The sequence below is a fragment of the Microcoleus sp. AT3-A2 genome, assembly GCF_036705685.1.
GTDB lineage: Bacteria > Cyanobacteriota > Cyanobacteriia > Cyanobacteriales > Microcoleaceae > Microcoleus.
Window position 1 is genome coordinate 160,743 of record NZ_JAUBVF010000005.1, and the last position, 23,630, is coordinate 184,372.

The 23,630-nt window shown below is 47.5% G+C and carries 16 protein-coding genes; 8 read left to right on the forward strand and 8 right to left on the reverse strand.

Annotated features, from left to right (window positions below):
- Positions 1–176: 176 nt before the first annotated feature.
- The 5 genes from QUB37_RS05510 to QUB37_RS05530 form a co-directional block, all read right to left on the reverse strand.
- Complete coding sequence (locus tag QUB37_RS05510; protein ID WP_333159879.1) at positions 177–977, reverse strand: class I SAM-dependent methyltransferase; 801 nt, start codon at positions 975–977, stop codon at positions 177–179.
- 144 nt (positions 978–1,121) lie between these two features.
- Positions 1,122–2,762 carry a 2-isopropylmalate synthase gene (locus QUB37_RS05515; protein ID WP_333159881.1) on the reverse strand — a complete coding sequence of 547 codons (1,641 nt, stop codon included), beginning with the start codon at positions 2,760–2,762 and terminating at the stop codon, positions 1,122–1,124.
- A 193-nt stretch (positions 2,763–2,955) separates the two neighbouring features.
- Positions 2,956–3,477, reverse strand: a complete 522-nt coding sequence (locus QUB37_RS05520) for a LabA-like NYN domain-containing protein (protein WP_006633075.1) — start codon at positions 3,475–3,477, stop codon at positions 2,956–2,958.
- A gap of 336 nt (positions 3,478–3,813) precedes the next feature.
- The gene (locus QUB37_RS05525; RefSeq protein ID WP_333038438.1) at positions 3,814–4,464 is read right to left on the reverse strand and encodes a response regulator transcription factor; all 651 of its coding nucleotides are present in this window, start codon (positions 4,462–4,464) and stop codon (positions 3,814–3,816) included.
- A gap of 649 nt (positions 4,465–5,113) precedes the next feature.
- Entirely contained in the window at positions 5,114–5,539 is a 426-nt protein-coding gene (locus QUB37_RS05530; RefSeq protein ID WP_333159884.1) for a ferredoxin, read from the reverse strand.
- 257 nt (positions 5,540–5,796) lie between these two features.
- Between QUB37_RS05530 and groES the strand changes: the two genes are divergently transcribed.
- From groES to QUB37_RS05555, 5 genes are all read left to right on the forward strand, one after another.
- Complete coding sequence (groES, locus tag QUB37_RS05535; RefSeq protein WP_332945088.1) at positions 5,797–6,108, forward strand: co-chaperone GroES; 312 nt, start codon at positions 5,797–5,799, stop codon at positions 6,106–6,108.
- Between the two features lie 138 nt (positions 6,109–6,246).
- Entirely contained in the window at positions 6,247–7,887 is a 1,641-nt protein-coding gene (gene groL / locus QUB37_RS05540) for a chaperonin GroEL (RefSeq protein ID WP_333130301.1), read from the forward strand.
- Between the two features lie 209 nt (positions 7,888–8,096).
- Positions 8,097–8,462 carry a Tse2 family ADP-ribosyltransferase toxin gene (locus tag QUB37_RS05545; RefSeq protein WP_333159886.1) on the forward strand — a complete coding sequence of 122 codons (366 nt, stop codon included), beginning with the start codon at positions 8,097–8,099 and terminating at the stop codon, positions 8,460–8,462.
- A 166-nt stretch (positions 8,463–8,628) separates the two neighbouring features.
- Positions 8,629–8,997, forward strand: a complete 369-nt coding sequence (locus QUB37_RS05550) for a hypothetical protein (RefSeq protein ID WP_333159888.1) — start codon at positions 8,629–8,631, stop codon at positions 8,995–8,997.
- Between the two features lie 61 nt (positions 8,998–9,058).
- On the forward strand, positions 9,059–9,721 hold the full coding sequence (locus QUB37_RS05555; RefSeq protein WP_333159890.1) for a glutathione S-transferase family protein: 663 nt from the start codon (positions 9,059–9,061) through the stop codon (positions 9,719–9,721).
- Between the two features lie 324 nt (positions 9,722–10,045).
- Here QUB37_RS05555 and QUB37_RS05560 read toward each other — a convergent pair whose 3' ends face one another.
- Both QUB37_RS05560 and QUB37_RS05565 read right to left on the reverse strand, forming a co-directional pair.
- Entirely contained in the window at positions 10,046–11,041 is a 996-nt protein-coding gene (locus QUB37_RS05560; RefSeq protein ID WP_333159892.1) for an SH3 domain-containing protein, read from the reverse strand.
- Between the two features lie 560 nt (positions 11,042–11,601).
- A complete protein-coding gene (locus QUB37_RS05565) occupies positions 11,602–11,787 on the reverse strand; it encodes a hypothetical protein (RefSeq protein WP_333159894.1) in 186 nt (61 codons plus the stop codon).
- A gap of 319 nt (positions 11,788–12,106) precedes the next feature.
- On the opposite strand from QUB37_RS05565, the gene QUB37_RS05570 reads away from it, so the two are divergent.
- A complete protein-coding gene (locus QUB37_RS05570; protein ID WP_333159896.1) occupies positions 12,107–12,988 on the forward strand; it encodes a lysophospholipid acyltransferase family protein in 882 nt (293 codons plus the stop codon).
- A gap of 387 nt (positions 12,989–13,375) precedes the next feature.
- On the opposite strand, the gene QUB37_RS05575 is transcribed toward QUB37_RS05570, so the two are convergent.
- Complete coding sequence (locus tag QUB37_RS05575) at positions 13,376–14,761, reverse strand: 2-polyprenyl-6-methoxyphenol hydroxylase-like oxidoreductase (RefSeq protein ID WP_333159899.1); 1,386 nt, start codon at positions 14,759–14,761, stop codon at positions 13,376–13,378.
- 315 nt (positions 14,762–15,076) lie between these two features.
- On the opposite strand from QUB37_RS05575, the gene QUB37_RS05580 reads away from it, so the two are divergent.
- Positions 15,077–18,178 (forward strand): MFS transporter, encoded by a 3,102-nt coding sequence (locus QUB37_RS05580; RefSeq protein WP_333159901.1) that lies wholly within the window; start codon positions 15,077–15,079, stop codon positions 18,176–18,178.
- Between the two features lie 858 nt (positions 18,179–19,036).
- Positions 19,037–23,530 carry a response regulator gene (locus QUB37_RS05585; protein WP_333159903.1) on the forward strand — a complete coding sequence of 1,498 codons (4,494 nt, stop codon included), beginning with the start codon at positions 19,037–19,039 and terminating at the stop codon, positions 23,528–23,530.
- The last annotated feature ends 100 nt before the right edge of the window (positions 23,531–23,630 follow it).

Genomic DNA, 23,630 nt, shown 5'->3' on the forward strand with positions numbered 1-23,630 from the left:
TATTTTTGCTCCAAACAAACAATCTCGGAACTGACGCACCTGACAACAAATGGTGCGTCAGAATAATACTTTTGGCGCTGATTTAAAATCTCAAAACTGACGCACCCTACCACTGATATCATCAGTCATTCCCGATTCTTTAATCGAAAATCCAAAATCTAAAATCTACAATCGTCTTACTTCGTTGCCACCACAGCCAAATTCCAAGCCAAGCGCTTCATCAAAGGCAACTTTTTCAAAAATCCATCCAACTCTTCTAACCGAGAGTATTCCGGTTTCAATCTCTCTTGTTCAATGATAATCTTTTTCCAATAACGCTCCTCATTTGGATGCACTTTTTCTATCAAATAAAAGCGTAAAAAAATCCACAGCGATGTCAGCCAAAACGTATCGTAAGCCGTCTCCGAAAACAAAGACTTGACAAAATTCACAATATTAATATCCAAAGGAGTTTCATCCTCCGTCCGCACCTCAGTAGCCATCCTGCGGTAAACATTAATCACCGGATTGTGCTTCATCGGGTCCCAAAAACAAGCTTTGCCGCCAGGCTTTAGCACGCGGTGCATTTCGCGAATCGCCTTGGATGGTTCCGGCAAATGGTGCAGCAAATTAGAAGCATAAACAATATCAAAACTATTATCCGGGAAATCCAGCGCCATTGCATTCACCGTGCAGCCGTCTATTTGGACGCCGTTTTTCTCAGCCAATTTCAAGGCAACTTCTACCATACCCTGAGAATAGTCAGCCGCCACACAATTCGCACCTTTTTTCGCAAAATAAACGCTATTTTCTCCCGCGCCGCAGCCTAAATCTAACAGGCGTTTGCCTGTAATATCGCCCATTTGCTGGACTATAAATCTATTTTCTGGGGCGGTACAAGCTTCAAAGTAATCATTGACTCGAATGCCGTCAATATCGATTGTGGATGCCCAAGCATCGTGGAATTGTCGCTCTTTTTTTAAAGTTTCTTCTTGCATTTTTTAGGGTTTGTTGTTGCTAAAAAAGATTTTAATTTTTAACCGCAGATGAACGCGGATTAACGCAGATTTATTTAGATCTATCTGCTGTTATGTGCGTTCGTCTGCGGTTTGTTTCAAGAAAAATGGCTGACAGTAAATTTATCAGCGCTGTGCTTCTGCAACAACTTGATTTCCGATCGGAGTTGGTTTTTCGGAGGCTTTTTCAGCACTATGCTGCAATGCCTGATACAGCCGATTTAAAGCGCTGATGTAAGCTTCTGCGGAGGCTACGATAATGTCGGTATTTGCTGAGTGACCGGAAAATACTTTGCCTTCATGGCGCAAGCGAATTGTTACTTCGCCGATCGCATCTATGCCCGCTGTGACCGATTGTACAGAAAACTCGATCAACTCGTTGGGTACGTTTACCACCCGGTTAATTGCCCTGTAAATCGCATCCACAGGCCCAGTGCCGATCGCAGCATCGGTCAATTCTTCGCCCGCCGGATTCCGCACAGTGACAGTTGCTGTCGGGCGAGATTTGTCGCCGCAGGAAACTTGCACCAATTCTAACCGGAAAAGTTCCGGTGCTTGGTGGGCTTCGTTGTTGGCGATCGCCTCTAAATCCCAATCAGTAATCTCTTTTTTCTTGTCCGCTAAATCTTTGAACTTGACAAAAGCCTTATTTAGCTCATCGTCTGCCATTTCAAAACCCAACTCTTTCAAGCGAGTGTGAAATGCGTGGCGGCCCGACAATTTACCAAGCACGATTTGATTTTCAGTTAAGCCGATGGACTCAGCGTCCATAATCTCGTATGTCCGCTTATTTTTCAGCACCCCGTCTTGGTGAATTCCCGACTCGTGAGCGAAAGCATTTGCTCCGACAATCGCCTTATTTGGCTGCACCAACATCCCCGTCAAATTGGAAACCAAGCGCGACGTTTTGTAAATTTGGCGCGAGTCAATATTTGTCAGCGGTTCCTCAGAATCCGCAGGCCGGCCCAAGAACGGATTATAATATTGGCGCCGCACGTACAGCGCCATTACCAACTCTTCGAGAGCCGCATTTCCCGCCCGTTCGCCAATCCCGTTAATCGTGCATTCTAACTGTCTGGCGCCATTTTTCACAGCTTCCAAAAAGTTAGCAACAGCCAATCCTAAGTCATTGTGACCGTGCACCGAAATAATTGCGCGATCGATATTGGGCACATTTTCCTTAATTCCCCGAATCAAAGCCCCAAACTCGCTCGGAGTCGTGTAGCCTACAGTATCGGGAATATTAACAGTAGTCGCACCCGCTGCGATCGCCCGTTCTAGAACCTGATACAAAAACTCCGGTTCCGATCGACAAGCATCTTCCGGGGAAAACTCCACATCATCCACAAAAGACTTAGCGTAAGCCACCATTTCCGGCACAATTTCCAGAATCTCAGCCCGCGTCTTTTTCAACTTATGCTCCAAGTGAATATCAGACGTAGCCAGAAACGTATGAATTCGCGCATTGGCGGCTGGTTTCAGAGCCTCTGCTGCTCTTTTAATATCCGGCTTTCTCGCCCGTGCTAAACCGCAAATTGTCGGCCCATGTTCCGTGCCAACCGATCGGGCTATTTTTTGGACTGCCTCGAAATCTCCCGTGCTGGTGAAAGGGAAACCCGCTTCAATCACATCCACGCCCAATCTAGCTAACTGGCGAGCGATCGTCAGCTTTTCATCCACATTCAGAGATGCACCCGGAGATTGTTCTCCGTCTCGCAAAGTCGTATCGAAAATAATAATCCGGTCTTGACTTGGTTGAGTTTTCATAGCTCTAAAAAGTGTTTTCCTGATTTTTACTTGTCCGTTTTTCTGGATTTTAGCCTCCAGTCACCAGTCCCCTGTCTCGCGCCAATAACGAATAATTAATAACCCCTAACCCATAACTACTGACTAATGACTGCTGACTAATGACTAATAACTAATGACTAATGACTAATGACTAATAACTAATGACTACTGACTAATAATCCATCTTCTCGATATGTTCCCTAATTTCATTTAGGTCTATATACCTATCTGTAGCATTTCGTAACTCTCTAGCAATCATTCCTTCGGTTGATACCACAGTAATATGAGTATTTTTCGAGCGGAGTAGCTCGATCGCCCTCTCAAAATCCCCATCCCCGCTAAACAGCACAACTTGGTCGTATTGATCCACGGTATTAAACATATCAACCACAATTTCTATGTCTAAATTAGCCTTTTGAGAATATCTGCCCGAAGCATCGTCGTAATATTCCTTAAGAATTTTAGTGCGAACCGTGTAACCTAGACTGATCAAAGCATCTCGAAATCCCCTTTGATCTTGGGGGTCTTTCAGACCCGTATACCAGAAAGCATTGATCAAGATGACATTCGGCTGCGAAGTTTTGAAATATTCGAGCACCCTGCGAGGATCAAAAAACCAACCGTTCTTTTGTTGAGCGTAGAACATATTGTTCCCGTCCACAAAAATAGAAAGGCGGTTCATTAAGTTTGTCATAGAAACTTAGACCTAATAATTGTAGAAAGAAGTTAATCTAAATATCACATTTTAGCAACATGGAGCTAACTGAGGCAATAGATTAGACTTCAGAAAACTCCATCTCCCCAGTATTTCATATTTTCGGCTCTACCGCCAGAGGGTTCTTTTAAACCTGCTTGCATTTGAGCGAGGGACCCTCACAAACTATACGCCTAGTAACTCAATACCGGCTGGCGTGTCAAGGTTAATGGCGCCTTCAAACTACCGCCGTACAGCCGTACCGCCAAGCAGGCATACCGAAGCGCATAGCAGTAGATTTTGCTCCCCTGATTTCCTAGCGCAGACTACCTCGGCTCAAGCCTTTTTGCTTTCAAGAGCCCAGCGAGCTAACTCTGTCCGGTTGTGCAGACCTGTTTTGCCGAGCATATTGCTGACGTGGCTTTCGATAGTCCGCTGGCTGACATTCATCACGTCTGCGATTTGGCGGTTTGCCATACCCTGCGCTAGCAACTGTACCACCTTTAACTCAGTGGGAGTCAATTCGACATTGCGGCGCGCCTTAATTTTTGGGCCACTCTCCATACCGGGATTTGAGTGGCGAATCAAGCGGGATGCTGCTTTCAGAGAAGATTCCACTTGGGCTACCAGTTCTTCAGGTTCAAAAGGCTTGACTATATAAACGTCAGCCCCAGTGCTCAAGCCTTTTACTCGGTCTGAACTTTGACCTTTTGCGGACAAGAAAAGAACCGGAATCCAGCTCGTGCGAGGGTCTTCTCTGATGTGTTTGACTAAAGTGTAGCCGTCCATTTCCGGCATCATCACGTCGCAGATAATCAAGTCGGGAACTTCTTGTTCTAGTTTTTCCAGAGCGTCTCTGCCGTTTTCTGCTGTAATGACGTTGTAACCCCGAAACTCCAAGTAGTCCTTGACCAGCAAGATCAAATTGGGGTCGTCGTCAACCAGCATCAGCCGTTTTTGTTCTCCTGAATTATTGTCCTTTGTCATGTTTATTCCCGCTAAAGTATCCCGCACACTTCCTTGTTTTCACTTCTGTTTTTTCCGTCAGTCCCCCGCCACCCGGCTGGGGGTGGAGGACGACGATCAACTGAAGGGATGGCGGTGAGGGAAAGCGGGGCGGGTATTACCGCTTTCCAACCTATAATCGACGGCTGTTTGTGAGTGTCTTACGACATGGAATGCAGCCCAAACCAGTAATGGACGATCGCCCTATCAAGATCAGCCTTGATTGATTGGAGACTCCCTAACAGAGCCCAAGTTAAATATTTAATCTCGATCGGTTCAATTTCAGGTTAATGCCCCGGTTTTAAATGATACTTCTGATATAGAGAAATTTAAGCAGGCTCCCTACTTACGTATTTAACTGTTTCTAGTGTAGTTTGGCAACCTGCTTAGTGTCGGCCACTGAGAAATTTTTGCACAAAATTTCACAGTTCCTCCGATCTATTTTTGTTACTGTACCTTTTGAGAAACACAAGGAACACGGGAAGCCGCACAGGGAAGACAAGAACCTAACTATAGTTTTATTGAGCTGTAGCAGGTGCGATCGCCCGGACGCCAAACTGTCTCAATTTCTCACCCTTAACCTTAAATTTAACACTTTACCTATAACCCTGTACTTTAAACAGCGCTATACTTAAATGTTTGGCTGGGCCTCAGCAGGCACAGGCAAAGGATGAGTCAAGAAAGCGTATTCTTGAACGACCTTGGAGTTGAGGAGATGTTCCTGAATAATTCTCTCAATGACGGGGGGAGTAACGTCGCGATACCACACTCCGTCTGGATAGACTACCATAATCGGGCCAGACGCGCACACTCGCAGGCAATTGGCTTTCGTGCGAAAGACACAGGTTGGTCGATCGGCACTGGGCTTGTCCAACCCCAATTCTTGCAAGCGTTTTTTTAAGTAATTCCACGCCTCCAGACTGGTTTGCCGATCGCAGCACTTGGGCACGGTTTGGTCGGCACAGATAAAAATATGTCGCTCGATTCGATCGATTCCCAGGCTTTGGACGCAAGCGCGCAAGCCTTGGCTGCAAGATTCTTCGTTATTTTCTGTCATTGTCTTCATCAATCAAAAGTAATTGGTTAGCGGTCTAAAGTCATCACCCCAGCCCCCACTCTCCCCTCTCCTTCCCTCCAACTCAGTCTCGGTTCGGGAACCCGTACTGACAACTAAGTTGCGATCGACCCTGACTAAAGCTAAATTAGCACTCAGGAGTCGAGAGTGCTAATATGTCAGTTGTAAGCAGTCGGCTGTTGCTTTCATAGCGACCCTGACGGCTGACTGACTAGGATCTGTAATCTGGAGATTTATTTATGGCAGCAGTATCACTGAGTGTTTCTACCGTTAAACCATTAGGCGAGCGCGTGTTCGTAAAAGTAAGCGCTAGCGAAGAAAAAACCGCCGGCGGCATCCTTCTGCCCGACACAGCTAAGGAAAAGCCCCAAGTAGGCGAAGTCGCGGCCGTGGGCCCTGGCAAGCGCAATGACGACGGCACCCGCATTGAAATGGAAGTCAAAGTCGGCGACAAAGTTCTCTACTCGAAGTACGCCGGCACCGACATCAAACTCGGCACAGACGAATACGTCTTGCTAGCCGAAAAAGACATTCTGGCGATCGTTAACTAATTAATCATTAGTCATCAGTCCTTAGTCATCAGTCATTAGTTTAAAGCGAACGCCGCCAAACAACTAATGACACGGGACAAATGACTAAAATCCATCATCCCCAATCCAAAATCTCAAACCCTCTCATCCCCAAAAACTATGGCTAAGCGTATCATCTACAACGAAAATGCACGTCGCGCCCTCGAACGCGGTATGGACATTTTGGCCGAAGCAGTGGCCGTAACCCTCGGCCCCAAAGGCCGTAACGTTGTTCTCGAAAAGAAATTCGGAGCTCCTCAGATCGTCAATGACGGTGTTACCATCGCCAAAGAAATCGAACTAGAAGACCATGTAGAAAATACAGGCGTTGCCCTGATCCGTCAAGCAGCTTCCAAAACCAACGACGCAGCAGGCGACGGCACCACAACTGCTACCGTTTTGGCTCACGCAATGGTCAAAGAAGGTCTGCGTAACGTAGCAGCAGGCGCAAATGCGATCGCCCTCAAGCGCGGTGTTGACAAAGCAACCACGTTTTTGGTAGAAAAAATTGCCGAACACGCCAAACAAGTAGAAGATTCCAAAGCCATCGCTCAAGTCGGCTCCATCTCTGCTGGTAACGACGATGAAGTCGGCCAAATGATTGCCAACGCAATGGACAAGGTGGGCAAAGAAGGCGTGATTTCCCTGGAAGAAGGGAAGTCTATGACCACCGAATTGGAAATCACCGAAGGGATGCGCTTCGACAAAGGCTACATTTCTCCCTACTTCGTCACCGACACCGAACGGATGGAAGCGATTCTCGAAGAACCCTTCATCTTGCTGACAGACAAGAAAATCGCTCTGGTACAAGATTTAGTACCCGTGCTCGAACAAGTAGCTCGTTCCGGCCGCCCGCTGTTGATCATTGCAGAAGACATTGAGAAAGAAGCTCTAGCTACCCTCGTTGTCAACAAACTGCGCGGTGTGTTGAACGTGACTGCTGTTAAAGCACCCGGTTTTGGCGATCGACGCAAAGCCATGTTAGAAGATATCGCCGTATTGACCGGCGGTCAACTAATCACCGAAGATGCCGGTTTGAAACTGGAAAACACCAAGCTTGACATGATCGGCAAAGCTCGCCGCATCACCATCACCAAAGACAGCACCACAATTGTTGCCGAAGGTAACGAAGCAGCCGTCAAGTCCCGCTGCGAACAAATTCGCCGTCAAATGGACGAAACCGAGTCTTCCTACGACAAAGAAAAGCTGCAAGAACGTTTGGCCAAATTGGCTGGCGGCGTCGCAGTCATCAAAGTCGGCGCGGCTACCGAAACAGAAATGAAGGATCGCAAACTGCGTTTGGAAGATGCGATCAACGCAACCAAAGCTGCAGTAGAAGAAGGAATTGTTCCTGGTGGCGGTACAACTTTGGCTCACCTGACTCCTCAATTGGAAGAGTGGGCTAACAGCACTCTCAAGGGCGAAGAATTGACCGGTGCTTTGATTGTGGCACGGGCTCTGGCTGCTCCTCTGAAGCGGATTGCTGAAAATGCTGGTTTGAATGGCGCTGTGATTGCTGAGCGCGTCAAAGAAAAGCCGTTCAACGTTGGTTTCAACGCAGCGACAAATGAGTTTGTCGATATGTTTGAAGCTGGTATCGTTGACCCCGCGAAGGTAACTCGTTCTGCTCTGCAAAATGCCGCATCTATTGCTGGCATGGTGCTGACAACCGAGTGCATCGTCGTTGACAAGCCTGAACCGAAGGATGGCGCTGCTGCTGGCGCTGGCGGCGGCATGGGCGGCGGCGACTTCGATTACTAATCGATAGTCGATCGTTTGATGGGGTGGGCTTTTGGGCCTGCCCTGTTATTTTGGGAAGTGCTTTTACTGTAGGCATAATTTTAACTCTGAAGCGAAATTAACTAAACGCACAATCTATAAGGCCCCCGTGCCTCTGTAATCAGCGAGGTTATACCCAAAAACCTCACCCTGCGTGACAGTTAATTTTTTACAATTTCAGGAGATTAAAGATGCCTAAAACACCCGTTGCGCTGTATCGACAGGGGAATGCTAGTTCACCTAGAATGGATAATGTCAGACCCAATAAAGATATTACCGTTTATGAACAGCAAGATGAATTATGGGTTATGCCTACTTTAAAAGAAGGAAGGTTGTCAGGAGGAATGTCTCGGTCAGAAGGAATATCAACCTTTGAGAGTCCAGGCTCAGGAAAAAATTGGTATAAATTAGACCTCGGCACTGACATTCCACCAGAACTGGAATTAGTGAATGACCGGGACGGTCATTGGTTATTCCAGCCCAGTAGACCGATGACTCTAGAAAAATACAAAGAGGCACTTCACCTCATAGGCACATTTTTCTGTAAAATAGAATAAGTTAAGAGGAGGTTGGGTGTAAGTAGATAAACCCAACCTCCTAATATAATTAATAGTATATTTGATTAGTTTTTTATATCAAATTACCTGCATAGAAAAAATAATCTTTTGGGTATTTTCAACTCAAGTCGGCCAATGAGTATTTATTCTTACCAAGGCAAGTATCATGAATTTATCATTTAAAGATTTAAGGTTTATTATAGAAGCCATTGAACATCAAATCAATGCCTATAAAGAACGTTTGCAAGTAATTGAAGAAGTAGATGAGGATGAGGCTGCCGATCTAGGGAACGATATTAAATTTTTAGAGCTTCTCCACGCAGACATGACGACAACTTTAGAGCAGAATACCAAACCTTTAAGTTTTGATGAGAGTTTTTCTCCCGATCGAAATGATAATTATTCGGAAAATTCACAAAATTTATCTTTTCAAGAATTAGTGAAATTAACGCTTAAATTGTCAGTTAGCGAGCGGTTATTTCTAGTAGAGGCTATTACCTCGTCTGTGCGTCAGGAAGTCACTATCAGCCAATAATCAGCCAATAATAGCATCTTTAGAAGTTTGTTATGATGATATTTTGATTATAGCAACCGCCATGAAACTTTACCACACTCCCATTTCCCCCAACTCCCGCCGCGTCTGGATCGCCCTCTTAGAAAAAAACCTCGACTTTGAATTGGTAGAAATCCACTTGGACGGCGATCACTTGCAGCCTGAGTTTGTCGCAATGAATCCTTTTCACCGCATCCCTGTTTTGGTCGATGATGACTTCACTGTCGTCGAGTCTCTGGCAATTCTTGACTATCTAGAAGCGAAGTATCCAGAACCGGCAATGCTGCCAAAAGAACCGAAAGATTTGGCAGTTGTGAAAATGGTAGAATTGGTCACGGTTAACGAACTTGCGCCGGCACTTTACCCCCTCAGCAGTGAAAAAATGGGATGGGGAACTCCCCAACCGCAGGAAATCGCAAAGGCTAAGGAAAAAGTCGATACTGTCTTGAAATTCTTTGAAGGTTTGTTGGACGATCGCCATTTTTTCGCTAGCAACACTGTCACGTTTGCCGAGTGCGTTGCCGGTACCGTCGTGCCCTTGCTATCTTGGGTTGATGTGTCCCTAGACGGCTATCCTAAAATTAAAGCTTGGTGCGATCGACTGCTTGCCCGCCCCTCATGGCAGCAAACTCAATTCACGGAAGCAGATTTGGCGGCTTTCGCATCTCGGAGACAAAAATTTCTCGCACAAGCTGAAGCCTCTTGAAGCAATCAATTGTGAAGTGATCGCTCTTTTTCCTAGCTGTTTTCGCCTGCATCCAAATTCCCATCGCAGCAATGGGGCAGCCCGCCGCCCGATCGAACTACGAAGCAATTAACGCTAAACAGTTCATTGCCGATCGCAAAATTACCGTCTCCAACCCCAAAGATATCGCAGCAAAACTCTGACTCGCGACAGAAATAAGTTATTCCTGCCTAAATCCAGGAAGCAATCTGGGCTCCGCGTTGTTTTCTGGCTGCGCGACAATCTTAAAACTATTTTCGGTGTCGATCGCTCTTTTAGTCAAAAAGAGCGATCGAACTCAGAAGTTTACTTGCACATGATCAAATTTCCAGCCGAGATGAATCCGGCCACAGGGGCTGAAATCTCAACCCAATTGCGGTCTTCTCCATTCTTATCTTTCACTAACTGGAAATTCGGCACAAGCGTTACTTGACCGTTAGCCGCTACACCGCCTTTAACCACAGAAGTCTTTGAAGGCTCAGTGCGGATAGCTAGACCCCTCGGCGCTACGCGAGGTTCTACTTGCCGACACAGACTTACTGGGCCAGTTGCTGGGGCTGGTGCTGGTGCGGGTGCGGGTGCAGGCGCTGGTGCTGGTGCGGGCGCTGGTGCTGGTGCTGGTGCGGGTGCAGGCGCTGGTGCTGGTGCGGGCGCTGGTGCTGGTGCAGGCGCTGGTGCTGGTGCAGGCGCTGGTGCTGGTGCAGGCGCTGGTGCAGGCGCTGGTGCTGGTGTTGCTGCTGGTGCGGGTGCAGGCGCTGGTGCCGGTGCTGGTGCTGGTGCTGGTGCTGGCGCTGGCGCCGGTGCTGGTGCTGGTGCTGGCGCTGGCGCTGGTGCAGGCGCTGGTGCTGGTGCTGGTGCCGGTGCGGGACTTGGGGAAGGAGTTTGACTAATTGTGCACGAACCTAAATTACTTTCGTCGTTGGGATAGCCGCTAGCTACATACCCTGTGACGGGAGCGCTAATTTGAATCCAGAGGCGACCGTCGGAGGCTTTAACAGAAGTAGCGCCTTGGGACAGCATTACCTGAGTGTTAAGTCCTACCCCGCCAACTCTAGGGGATTTGGGGTCTGGGTTCTGGCGAACGGTCAAACCTTCTTTGGGAGTGACTTTACGGCAAAGGTTGCCAGACTGGGCTATTTGAAACGTGGCGCTATCTTCAAAGGAAATATTTTCCGCATCTTGACTGACAGTGGATGTTGATGGGGCGGCAACACCGATGGCATTGGCCTGCAAACTTCCGGTTGCGATCGCGATCGCGCCCAGCAATGCAGCGGGTTTATTCCAGCAATTCAAGTTTTTCATCCGTTCAACTCCTCACTTAACCACAATTATTTTCTTAATTGCAGGTTAATATAGCAAAAAAATCGATTTGTCTTCCATAAAAAAGCCTTATATAACTTTTTTATGACTCCAAGTCAAGTTTAATTTATATAATTTAATGTTTGGTGAGTTGAGCGAAGACAAATAAAGCTGCTACGCCTATAAATGGCTCATTATGGCAGAGCGGGGGAGGGGGAGAAGGTGGAAGTGTCGGAGTTGGGGAATGGCAGAGGGGAAAAGTAAACAGTTAACTGTTTAAATGCGGGACAGTTTACTAGGGCTCCAAGTCATGTGTTGTCCGTGAATATCTTGTCAGGTGTTCGTTAAACCATTTAGCTGTCAGTTGTTGCAGTTGAGTAATATGGGGCTACATTTCAGGTGAATTCTTGGCAGCTTCGAGAGCGAGATGGTGCTTGAGATGCTGCCAGATTCTGAGTGACAGGCGATTGGCGCGATCGACCCCATCGTCGTAGTGGGGTGTCAGAAGCCGGATACAGTTCTTCGATCGCCCTGACATAACTCCACTGTCGATCGTACCTTACTTAAAATTGTGGCAAACAGCACCAATCGCTAGCATTGACCCGATGGCGGGCGTCAACTTGATAAAATATTCCAAAACGGAAACTTATCGGCTTGAGGCACAGTTGTGTTTTTGTGGCTAAAGCCGCCCCCCCATCAGCGACAGTTGCTGTAGCTGTTTGCAAACGGTTTTGTTCCTGTGGAGACAACCAGCACAAAACCTCCGAACAAAAGCAGCCCGCTCAAATCAGAAACCAAATATTTGCACCAATTCTGATTTAATTATATTGCTATAGCAACCGCCCTCGATATTTATGAGGTTTTCAATTGCTGAAACTAATTCGGTAGATTCCTGCGGAATGGGAGCAGATTAATGATAGGAAAAATCTTTTGTTGGGAGGGTGATCGGGATTAGCGCACGCACAAGGAGAGGAAAAGCCCAACTAATCTCCTCCTTTCTTCCTTCTTTCCCAAATAACGAAAGTCTTCTCTATTCGAGAGTTAAAGCTTTCTTCCTTCTGCTATATAATGACCAAAGCGTTAAATATTTTTGCAGTGACAAAAACTACTAACAAAAAAGACGGTAAATCCTCTAAATATCCCTTTGACGGTCTATCTTTAGACGATCGCAATCCCGACTTCATTCATCTGTTGTTGCCAATCTGGGAATGGCTGTACCGCTACTATTTTCGCGTACAAAGCGACGGCTGGCACCACGTGCCCGCGAGCGGAAAAATGCTTGTTGTCGGTTCTCACAACGGGGGACTCGCCGCTCCAGATATGTTTATGTTCCTATACGAATGGTTCCGCAGGTACGGTACTGAACGCTTGGCCTACGGATTGATGCACCCGACGGTTTGGCAAGTTTCTCCTGATGTTGCTAGCATGGCGGTTCAGTGTGGTGCTCTCAAGGCGCATCCGAAAATGGCGATCGCAGCTTTACGCAAAAATGCCGCAGTTCTCGTCTATCCGGGCGGCGCCCAAGATGTTTTTCGACCCCACCACTTGCGCGATCAAATCTACTTTGCGGGACGCAAGGGATTTATCAAATTAGCATTGCGAGAAGAAGTGCCAATTGTACCGATTGTATCGCACGGTGCACACGATACTTTGATAGTGTTGGCAGATTTGTACGAACAAGCAAAGCAATTGCATGAATGGGGGATGCCGTGGCTATTTGGCATCGATCCGGTGGTATTGCCGGTGTATTTGGGATTGCCTTGGGGATTGAGTATTGGGCCTTTGCCAAACCTGCCTTTACCCGTGCAAATTCGGACTCGCGTGTGCAAACCGATTGTATTTGAGAGGTACGGTTCGGAGGCGGCGCGCGATCGCGATTATGTTGATGCTTGTTTCGATCGAGTTACCGCCCAAATGCAAGAACAATTAGATTGTTTGGCTGGTAATTGAGAATTGCACAAGTCTACATTATTCTAGGCTACAGCAACCGATTTTTTTTACGACAATATACCGTGAAGCCCGAGAGATATGGGGAAAAAACCCGGTTTCTTGAGTCCTGTGGGTAAGTCGTGACTAAAAACATTTTTTGAAATAAATCTAATGATTTATTTCAAAAACCGACAATTGGGGTACTAAATCGGATTTAACCCCTCTTAATTACGTGAAATACCCGAAAACCGCAGTCGCAAAAGTCACGCTTTTTATCATCCCTGTTCTAGCGGACATAATATCAGGTTAAATAAACGCAAATGAATATAATTTCATCGGCGTTTATCTCCTTTCATCGGCGGTGAAAAAATATAATTGGCAAAACTAACCTGATTCTGTATAAACTCTTTATCTTAATTCTGCCTTCTGCCGAACGGTGACTAATTGTCCGATCGCCTTAACCGCAATACTGGGAGAAAAAAGTATAGCTGGCGACTCAATCATGTGCAGAACTTCCAAAAATGCTTGACAAACTTTAGCATCTCCGACCAGCACTTTTAACACCAAATCCATGTAATCAATTGTCAGCCGCGTAGCAAGGTTGAGTTTTGCACCTTCACTTCCCGGATAGCGAGAGTCCTGACTGATGGCAAATGTCCAAGGAATTGTATGTAATTTTGCTAGTTTTTGTTGAAATTGTCGCGCAAAGCCTGTTAAATCGCCTTCTGGATACCGCTCTCTTTGCTTTTGCAAACATTCATCTAGCATCTGAACATCCAGTGCAGCAACAGTCATTCCCTGGCCATAAACTGGGTTGAAAGCGCAAACTGCATGACCGATAACTGCCAAATTTTCAGGATAACGGGAGAGGCGATCGTAGTGGCGCAAACGGTTTTCGGTACCTCGATAGCTATAAATAGGTGTGATGGCTTCTGCGTCTTTAATTCCATGATAAATTGTCGGGGTTGGCAGACTTCGGGCAAATTCTAGAAAACCTACTTCGTCTGTAGGGGGATAATCGCGATCGCCCCCGGCGAAACCCACCAGCCAGCGATTGCCTTCGATCTGGAAAAGTGCACCGCCACGGGTGCGGAACGGCGGTCCTGGTGATACAAATACTGGCGCTGTGTCTGACAATTTACCGCTGCATTTATAAATGCGGGTGGCATAGCCGACAAAAGCATTGATAACGGTTTCTTGCGGAGGTTCATAACCCAAACTTTTCAACCATTGAGGTGTTTTGGAAACTTTGCCACTAGCATCGACTACCAAATCTGCATACAAATTCTCTGCATGGATGTTACCCGGGTTGTGGCGATCGCGAAAACGCGCCGATACGCCAGCAATCTCCGCGCGCGAGGCATTCGCCAGCAACCCCGTTACTGTGCCTCCTTCGAGGAAATGCACGTTCGTATTTTCAGCCAAACGGCGGCGAATTTGCCAATCAAGTAAATCCCGACTGAACATAATTACATCATTTAGATCCGGGCTAAATTGCGGGGCCCAACCTGCCGGACTAAACCACCCGATCGACCTCGGATCTAAACTAGGAGCACCAGCAGCTACCAGTTCCTTTTCCAAGCCGGGAAAAAACTCTTCGAGGATGATTTTCCCCCGATTTAAAAGGATGTGAAGATGACGAGATTGAGGAATCCCAGGGCGAGGTGCGGGTTTTTCTGGGAAAAAATCTCGTTCAACAATACTTACTCGATCGAAGTGTTTGGCTAATACTCTAGAGGCCAACAGTCCTGCTAAACTGCCACCAATAATAATTGCATGACTTTCTCGCTGCACGATCGAATTCCTTCAAAGCTAATTTGCTATGGCATGGGTTGATGAATTGTTCACAATTTGTCTGGGCTTCTGTGCCGACTCTTAATATCGATCGACCACAGATTCTCCTCTGCGATTTTTTTAATCAGACTTACATACCACAAATATTCCTAAAGTGACAGCCGGCCGCAGACATATTTCTACACTTCCAACTGTAGGGGGATGCTTTAGCTCGACAATAAGGCGATGCTTGCCATTGGGGGCATGAGTCTAAAACTATACATTGGTTAACTTGCGCCAATGAGCGCGCACCCACTCCTTAATGAGGAATATACTATGTATCAAAATTTGCCAATAAATCCACAACTGTATAACATCGGGTTCTGGCTGGCCCAAGTGCCAGTAGAGCAGACTACTACATACAGAGCCGAAGACGCAGCACTCCTCTATTCAGGGCCACAATTTTTTATCGCCTTGATAGCTGGAGTCGTGCTCGCCTGCGCTTTCCAACTCTTGCTAACAAATTTATCAGTAGCGGCGGGCCTTTCCTACATTGGACAATCCCATGACGACGGCGGCCAGCACTCGGATAGTGGCAGCTCCCCAGTCCGCCACATCGGCAGAAAAGTAGGCACTTGGACGCTAATAACCGTCACCGTCGCTTTATTTTTCGCTTGCTTGCTTGCAGTTAAGCTCAGCTTGATTAGCAATCCCGGTTTAGGTGCGATCGTCGGTTTAGTCGTCTGGGCTACCTATTTCTCAATGCTCGTCTGGGTGAGTTCCACCACCGTCGGTTCTTTGATCGGTTCCGTCGTCAACAGCGCCACATCAGGCTTTCAAGCGATTCTCGGCACCGCAGCCTCAGCCATCGGCGCAAAAGCAGCTAGCAACCAAGTCGTCGCCACAGCCAAAGCAGCAGCAGCAGCAGTGGGCCACGAACTGGGTAGCGCGATCGACCCCACAAGCTTGCGCGAAAACGTCGAAGACTACATCCAAAGCCTCAAACCGCCAGAATTAGACATCAAAGGGATGCGTAGCGAGTTTGAAAAATTGCTCAACGATCCGCAACTAAAAACCATTGCAGCCGAAAATTTGCCGAATCTCGATCGGCAAACTCTCGTAGATTTAGTAAGTTCGCGATCGGACTTATCAAAACGCGACGTAAACCGGATTGTAGACCAACTTCAAGATGCTTGGAAACAAGTAGGAAAACAAGGGCAGCAATCAGACGGCATCGCCCAATTAGTAGACTATCTCAAATCTGCCAAATCGGGCGATTTGGTCTCAGATAAATTGGGAAGTAGGGTAGAAAAAGCCCTCAGCAATCTGGGCGGTCAAAATTCTGGACAAAGCCCGACCATGATGTCCCAAGCAACGACAATGGCAGTCAATGCTTTAATGGGAATAGTATTGGGTCGCACGGATATTTCTGACTTAGATGTTGAAAAAGTAATCGGTCAGCTCAAAGAAGCTAAAGACAAAGTTAGCCAGCAAGCTGATAAAATTACCGCTCAAGTCAAAGGCGAACCCGTAACTTACAGCCCAATTCGTGCCGACGTAGAAAACTACCTACTCAACACTTATTCGTGGCAGATGAACCCGCAAGCGATCGAGCGCGAATTTCGGGACGTTCTCTACGATCCTACAGCCGATCCAGGAACTGTGCGCCGGGAATTAGAAAAACTAAAACAGTCTAATTTTGCCGAAATCCTGGCCAGCCGAGGCGTTTTTACCCAAGACAAAATAAAAGAAATTTCCCAGGAATTAGAAGCAATTAGACAGCGCGTTTTACAAACCGTGATCTTTGCCGAGGAGCAAGAAAAAGCTCGCGATTTGCAGTGGCGGGTGGAAACTTACTTGAAGCTGACGCCGAAAGAGGAACTGACAGCAGCAGGTATCGGGAGGGATTTCAAAAAAATCTTAGAGGATTCCGATGCTAGTTACGAACAGTTGCGCGATCGGCTTTCTCCTTACACCCGCGACAGTTTTGTGCAAATTCTCCGAGGCCGCGAAAACTTCGGATTCCAGGAAGTAGAACAGATTGTTCAAGAGTTGGAAAGGACGCGAGATGTAGTTTTAGCAGATGCTAAAGGTCTGCAAGAAGCAGCGCAAGCCCGACTAGACAACCAGTGGCAAAGAGTGCAAGAATACTTGAAGTCTACGGGCAAAGAAGAACTCAATCCCGAAGGCATCAAGCGCGATTTCAAAACGCTGCTGGACAACCCCGAAGCGGGAATGTGGGCGCTGAGAGCTAGAGCTTCTAGGTTCGATCGCGAAAGTTTGGTAAAATTGCTATCTCAGCGGAAAGACCTCAGCGAAGACCAAGTAAATCAGCTTCTCGACAGCACCGAAGAAACTTGGCACGGCGCGCTGCATGCGCCACAAAAGTTGGCGGAAAAAGCTAAGGATCAGTACGACCATACCACAACCGCCCTTGCAGATTACCTCCGCAATACTGGCAAATCAGAACTCAATCCAGAAGGGATTAAGCGGGATTTGACAAAATTGCTGGAAAATCCCAAAGAAGGAGCTTTAGCGCTGCGTGGTCGCCTGTCTCAAGTTGATCGCGATACTTTGGTAAAACTGCTTTCTCAGAGAAAAGATTTGAGCGAGGAACAAGTCAATCAAGTTATCGACCAAGTGCAGGAAACTCTTGGATCGATTGTGAAAGCGCCGCGCCGTTTGGCAAAACGGGTGCAAGGCCAAGTGCAGGATTTTCAGAGTGTTTTAGAAGATTATTTGCGAAATACGGGCAAGGATGAATTAAATCCCGAAGCTATCAAGCGCGACTTGCAACTGCTGCTGCATGACCCGAAAGTCGGCGCTTACAGTTTGGGCGATCGGCTGTCGCACATCGATCGAGCTACAATTGTTTCTCTGCTGTCTCAGCGGCCAGATATTTCTGAAGCAGAAGCCAATCGCATTGTCGATGGAATTTTGTCGGTGCGTGACGAGTTCGCACTGCAAATTCAGAAAATACAGGAGGGTATTCAGTCGGTAATTGACGGGATTCTCGCAAAAATTCGGGATTACCTCAATTCGCTCGATCGCCCTGAACTCAACTACGAAGGCATTACGCGGGACGTGCGGAAGTTATTTGACGATCCGCAAGCCGGATTTGACGCTTTGCGCGATCGGCTGGGCCATTTCAATCGCGATACTTTAGTAGCACTAATGAGTTCTCGCGATGACATTTCCGAAGCAGATGCCAACCGCTTGATCGACCAAATTGAAAGAAGTCGCAACAGCGTCTTGCAAAGAGCAGAACGCTTGCAGCAAGAGGCGCAGCTTCGCCTCGAAAGCATCAAACTGCAAGCCGAAAAACAAGCCGAAGAAACCCGGAAAGCGGCAGAAGTTGCCTCTTGGTGGCTGTTTTTCACGGCTCTTTCCTCGGCCGCTGCTGCTGCTGGCGCCGGTGCTTTAGCCGTCATCCGATAAACAAGACTGAAGTTGCGATCGGATTGCAGATAGTGCCTGATATGAGTTTCTACTGATATCAGGCACTAATGTTAGTAAAGGATTTGATCGAGGAATGGGAACGAGTTTGTATTAATTTGTTGGTACTGTTGAATAATGTTATGGGTAAACCCGTTTCTACCCGTTTGTTGAGGATTGTGCAAACTATGAATTTATAAATCTTAATTAGCAGTTTTGATTAATTCACAATAGAAAAGTGAAAAGCCGATTTTTTTGATTGTTGTATATTTTATTTGCAGATGTAATAAATGAAAAGTCGCCGCCTATTCATTGTCTCTGCTATGACAATTGTTGAACGCGGTTCAAGCTTTTAGGCTGGATAGGCTTTTGGGATTATTGCACTACTCCTGCAAGGATTGTTAGAGAAGGACAAAAATCAAAACAGCTATGGCAATAAGAACCTTTTGGTAGGCAAAACTCGGCGCCCCAGTCCGCTCTCTCCTCAATATTTTTTAGGTACAATAATAGTGACGGTTCTCAACCCAGCACGCCTATTCTACCAACAGCCCGCCGCCCTGGCTGCGTCAGTATCAAACGCGAACTGTTTTGAGTTCGATCGCCCGTTTCTTTTGAAGATGCCGATCGTCAAGTTATAACTTGTAGGTCATACGTTGTGCATAATATGGAACTAAAGCTGTGAAAATACTACACTGACTGTGGGGGGCAACATACCGGATACCTTGGAACTACCAAGGGCTTTGCTTTCGTCAGCCCAGAAAAGTCCAAACACGCAGGCCCTGCGATCGCCAATGCTAAACAACCTACGTCTCAAACCTCTCCTGGCTAGTTGCCGAGTAGCACCGTGAGGAGGGCGACGCCATGCAACTCCGAAAAAAAACACTATTAATCATCGGTGCAGCGCTGATCAGCCTGATTGTGGTGCTCTATGTCACTGCATCAACTATTTTGCTGCATGATTTTCACAACCTGGAGGCACAGTACGTCCGCCAGGATGTCGCACGGGCTTTGGACGCATTAGATGATGACTTGTCGAATTTAGACACCAGCGCCCAAGATTACGCCGAGTGGGACGATACTTACTCTTTCGTCGAAACACAAAACGAAATTTTTGTCAAGTCAAATTTCGTCGATTCGACATTTATTTACTTGAGACTAAACTTATTGGTGCTGCTTGACTCCAACGGTAAGACGATATTCAGCAAAGGTTTCGACCTTAAATCCCAAACCGAAATCCCGATTCCCGAAAGCTTAAAACAACACTTGACCGAGGCGCTACTAGACTCATCGACAGTAGATGGCGATCGCCGGGCAGCCAAAACAGGCGTCCTTACCCTGCCAGAAGCCAGGCTGCTGATTGCCGCCAAGCCCATCTTCAACAGCAACGCCCAAGGCCCGTCGCGGGGGACGCTGATCTTGGGGCGCTACCTCGACAGCAGCGAAATCGGTTTGCTTTCAGAACTGACTCACCTGTCAGTGGATTTTAGATTGCCGAGTTTAGATTTTAAAGTGGGAGGCACTAACTACTCCGGGCACAGCGCCAAGGCGATGGCTCGATCGAGGCAGGAGTTGGAAAATGTCAAACTCAAAATTTCCAACCTCAAATCAGCAGAAATTTTAGTCGAGCCACTCAGCGACACCTTAGTCGCAGGATACGCCCTGATTCGCGACATCCACGGCAACCTAGCGTTGCTGCTGCGAGTAGAGACCGATCGCATCATCTACGGCCAAGGTCAGGCTACCTTGGAGCTGTTTACCTTATCAATACTGGCAGTAGGTTTAATATTTAGCGCCATCACCCTGCTGTTGCTAGAAAAATTAGTCTTGGCGAGATTGGCTTCCTTGAGCACCAGCGTCAGCAACATCGCAGCCAACGGCGACCCAAGCTTAAGAGTGCAGATGGCCGGAGAAGATGAGCTCGCAAGCTTGGCCGACGGCATCAACCGAATGCTAGAAGCATTGGGCAATTCTCAAGTCGAACGTAATGAAAGCGAAGACCGCTATCGGTTGATGGCCGAAAACTCAACCGACATGATCACCAGACACGACCCCAAAGGCGTGTTTATTTACGTCTCGCCCGCCAGCCGGGCTTTGCTGGGATACGAACCTTCGGAACTCATCGGCCGCGTCCCCAAGGATTATTTTCACCCCGACGATTTAGAAACCATTGCCAAAGCTCACTGGAAAGTCCTGGCGCTCCCAGTTACTTACACCGTTAGCTACCGCATCCGCCGCAAAGACGGCAAATACATTTGGTTTGAAACCACCGGCCGCACGATCAGTGATCCCCAAACCGGCGAAGTCCAAGAAATTATCGGCATTTCCCGCGACATCAGCGTGCGGAAGCAAACAGAACAAGAACTGCGAGAAAGCGAAGCTGCAATCAAAGCTTTGTACCAAGTGACTTCGGCTCCCCGTACAGACCCGCTCAACCACCTCTCTACCTTTGATTTGCGCCTCCAAGAACTGCTGGCAATGGGATGTCGGCATTTAGGCCTGTCCGTGGGAATTTTGTCCTGCATTCAAGGCGACAACTATCAAATAATGGCTGTTGAGTGTCCCGACGGGTCGATCGTCAAACACCAAATCTATGATCTGGAAAAAACTTTCTGCGTCGCTACGGCAATGGCAAAAGAACCGATTTACTTTGAGTCGGTAAGATTTTCGGGTTTTTCCTTCAACACGCACGATCGAGCCTTCCCCATCGAAGCTTACATGGGCATTCCCGTCACGGTGGGAGGTGAAGTATACGGCACTCTGTGCTTCTTTTCTCCGACTCCTGTGACAGAACCGTTCCGAGTTGTAGACAGAGAGTTGGTGAAACTGATGGCTCAGTGGGTGGGAAGCGAACTCGAACGCCAGCAAACCGACGTAGATTTGGCAAAAGCTCGCGATCAAGCACTGGCGGCTACTAGAGCCAAAAGCGAATTTTTAGCCACCATGAGCCACGAAATTCGCACTCCGATGAATGGAGTCATCGGCATGACTGGTTTGCTGCTGGATACCCCCTTAACTCGTGAACAGCGCGATTTTGTAGAAACTATCCGCAGCAGCGGCGATGCCTTGCTGACGCTGATCAACGATATTCTAGATTTCTCGAAAATTGAGTCGGGCAAATTGGACTTGGAGGAACATCCGTTTGACCTCCGCACTTGCATTGAGGAATCTCTAGACTTGGTAGCTACCAAGGCGGCACAAAAAAAACTGGAAGTAGGTTACTTGATCGATCGTACAGTACCAACAACGGCGATCGGCGATAGCACCCGCTTGAGGCAAATTTTAATCAACTTGCTCAGTAATGCTGTTAAATTTACCGACGCTGGAGAAGTGGTGGTTTCGGTGACTGCAAAAAAGATTTCAGTGCCGACGGCTAACGCTAAAGAACTGTCATTAATTGCTGGCGAACCGGTAGCAATTAACCCAGCATACGAAATACATTTTGCGGTCAAAGATACCGGTATCGGCATTCCGGGCGATCGCATGGATCGGCTATTTAAATCTTTCAGCCAGGTTGATTCTTCAACGAGCCGGCAGTACGGCGGTACCGGATTGGGTTTGGCAATTAGCAAGCGTTTGGCCGAAATGATGGGCGGCCGGATGTGGGTGGAAAGTATGGGTAGTGTCGCGGGCAATCCTCCTGCCGATTTTAGATCATTGGCAGTTTTTGATTTGGGATGGGCAGAATCTTGCGAAATTGCCGAAAAATATGGGTATGCCAAATCTGTACTCAGCAACAAGCCGATCGGCCAAAATACGAAATCCGTTGGCTCTACTTTTTATTTCAGTACGATCGTTTATGGCTGCAACAATTCCTTACCAGTTAACTTGAGCAATTCTCAACCTGAATTAGCTGGCAAGCGAGTCTTAATTGTCGATGACAATGCTACCAACCGCAGAATCTTGACTCTCCAAGCTCAGTCTTGGGGAATGGTGGCTAGGGCTTCAGATTCGGCTCGTTTGGCTTTAGATTGGCTGGCTGCTAAAGAGATGTTTGACTTGGCAGTTTTGGATATGCAAATGCCGGAAATGGACGGGTTAGCTTTAGCGGCGCAAATTCGCCGGTATCCTGATTGCGAAAAGTTGCCGTTAGTGATGCTAACTTCGATCGGCAGGCAAGAAATTAATCCCCCTGCTATGGAGATGGATTTTGCTGCTTTTTTGAATAAACCCATCAAACAATCTCAGCTTTACAATGTTTTAATCAATATTTTTGGAGAACAGACAACTGAATTTAGAGGGCAGCGCACCAGCGGGGCTTTCTTGCAAAGCATACCCATGCTGGCGGAGAACTTACCCCTGCGGATTCTGTTGGCGGACGATCATTTGGTGAATCAGAAGGTGGCTTTGCAAATTTTACAGCGGATGGGGTATCGCGCGGATGTGGCGGGAAACGGTATCGAAGTGCTCGAAGCTTTGCGCCGCCAGCCTTACGATGTGGTGCTGATGGATGTGCAAATGCCGGAAATGGACGGACTGGAAACGACTCGCCGCATCCGCGAGCAATTTTCAGCAGATTTAACTTTAGAAAATCCCACGGGAGAATCAGAAGTTTCCGGAAATGATGAGGAATCTAACAATCGAAAATCGAAAATCGAAAATCGAAATTTGACTGACGAGGAATCTAACAATCGAAAGTCAAAAATCGAAAATCGAAAATCGACAAGGCCTTGGATTGTGGCAATGACGGCAAATGCGATGCAGGGCGATCGCGAAGAGTGTATGGCTGCGGGGATGGACGACTATTTGAGCAAGCCGATCGCAATTGACCAGTTGGTGAGAGCTTTGATCGCGTGTAAATCTCGATCGAACTCTGCATTCGATCGTCTGCAGCCGATCGTTTGTTTGGATGCCCCGGCGGAACACATCGAAGAAACGAGTGAATTACAAGTGCGATCGAATGTGGCTGTTGCGGGAAATCCACAACTGACAATTTCCAATTCGCCGGCAGTCGTCGATTGTGGTGCATCAAATCTCGATCGGGCTTTGTCACATACCCACGATTCCCTGAGTGCCAACATTATAGAGGGACTGCGAGAAGTGGAAGCTTTGGACGAGGTGATCGAGATTTACCTCGAAACAGCTCCCGAACTGCTGCGAGGCATCTCTATGGCTCTGTCCAACGCCGATCCGCTGGCTTTGCGGCGATCGGCTCACTCTTTAAAGTCGATTAGCGGTACTCTCGGTGCTTTTCGTTTGTTTGAGCTGTGCGAGGAACTCGAAATCATGGGCCGCATGGGAACAAATGCTAACCAGCCTTTACCTGATCCGGCCTGCGCGCTTTTAGAAGAGGTTGAGGCGGAGTATCAAAGAGTCGAAACGGCGTTAAAAATAGAAATGCAGTCTGTTGATTGTTAGCGGTTAGATACTGTCCGATTGATTTCTTATCAATTCTAGTCCGCTCCCGGTAAGGCTGTCCATCTGAAGCAACAGTAGACAATCGAAAGTTATCTCACCC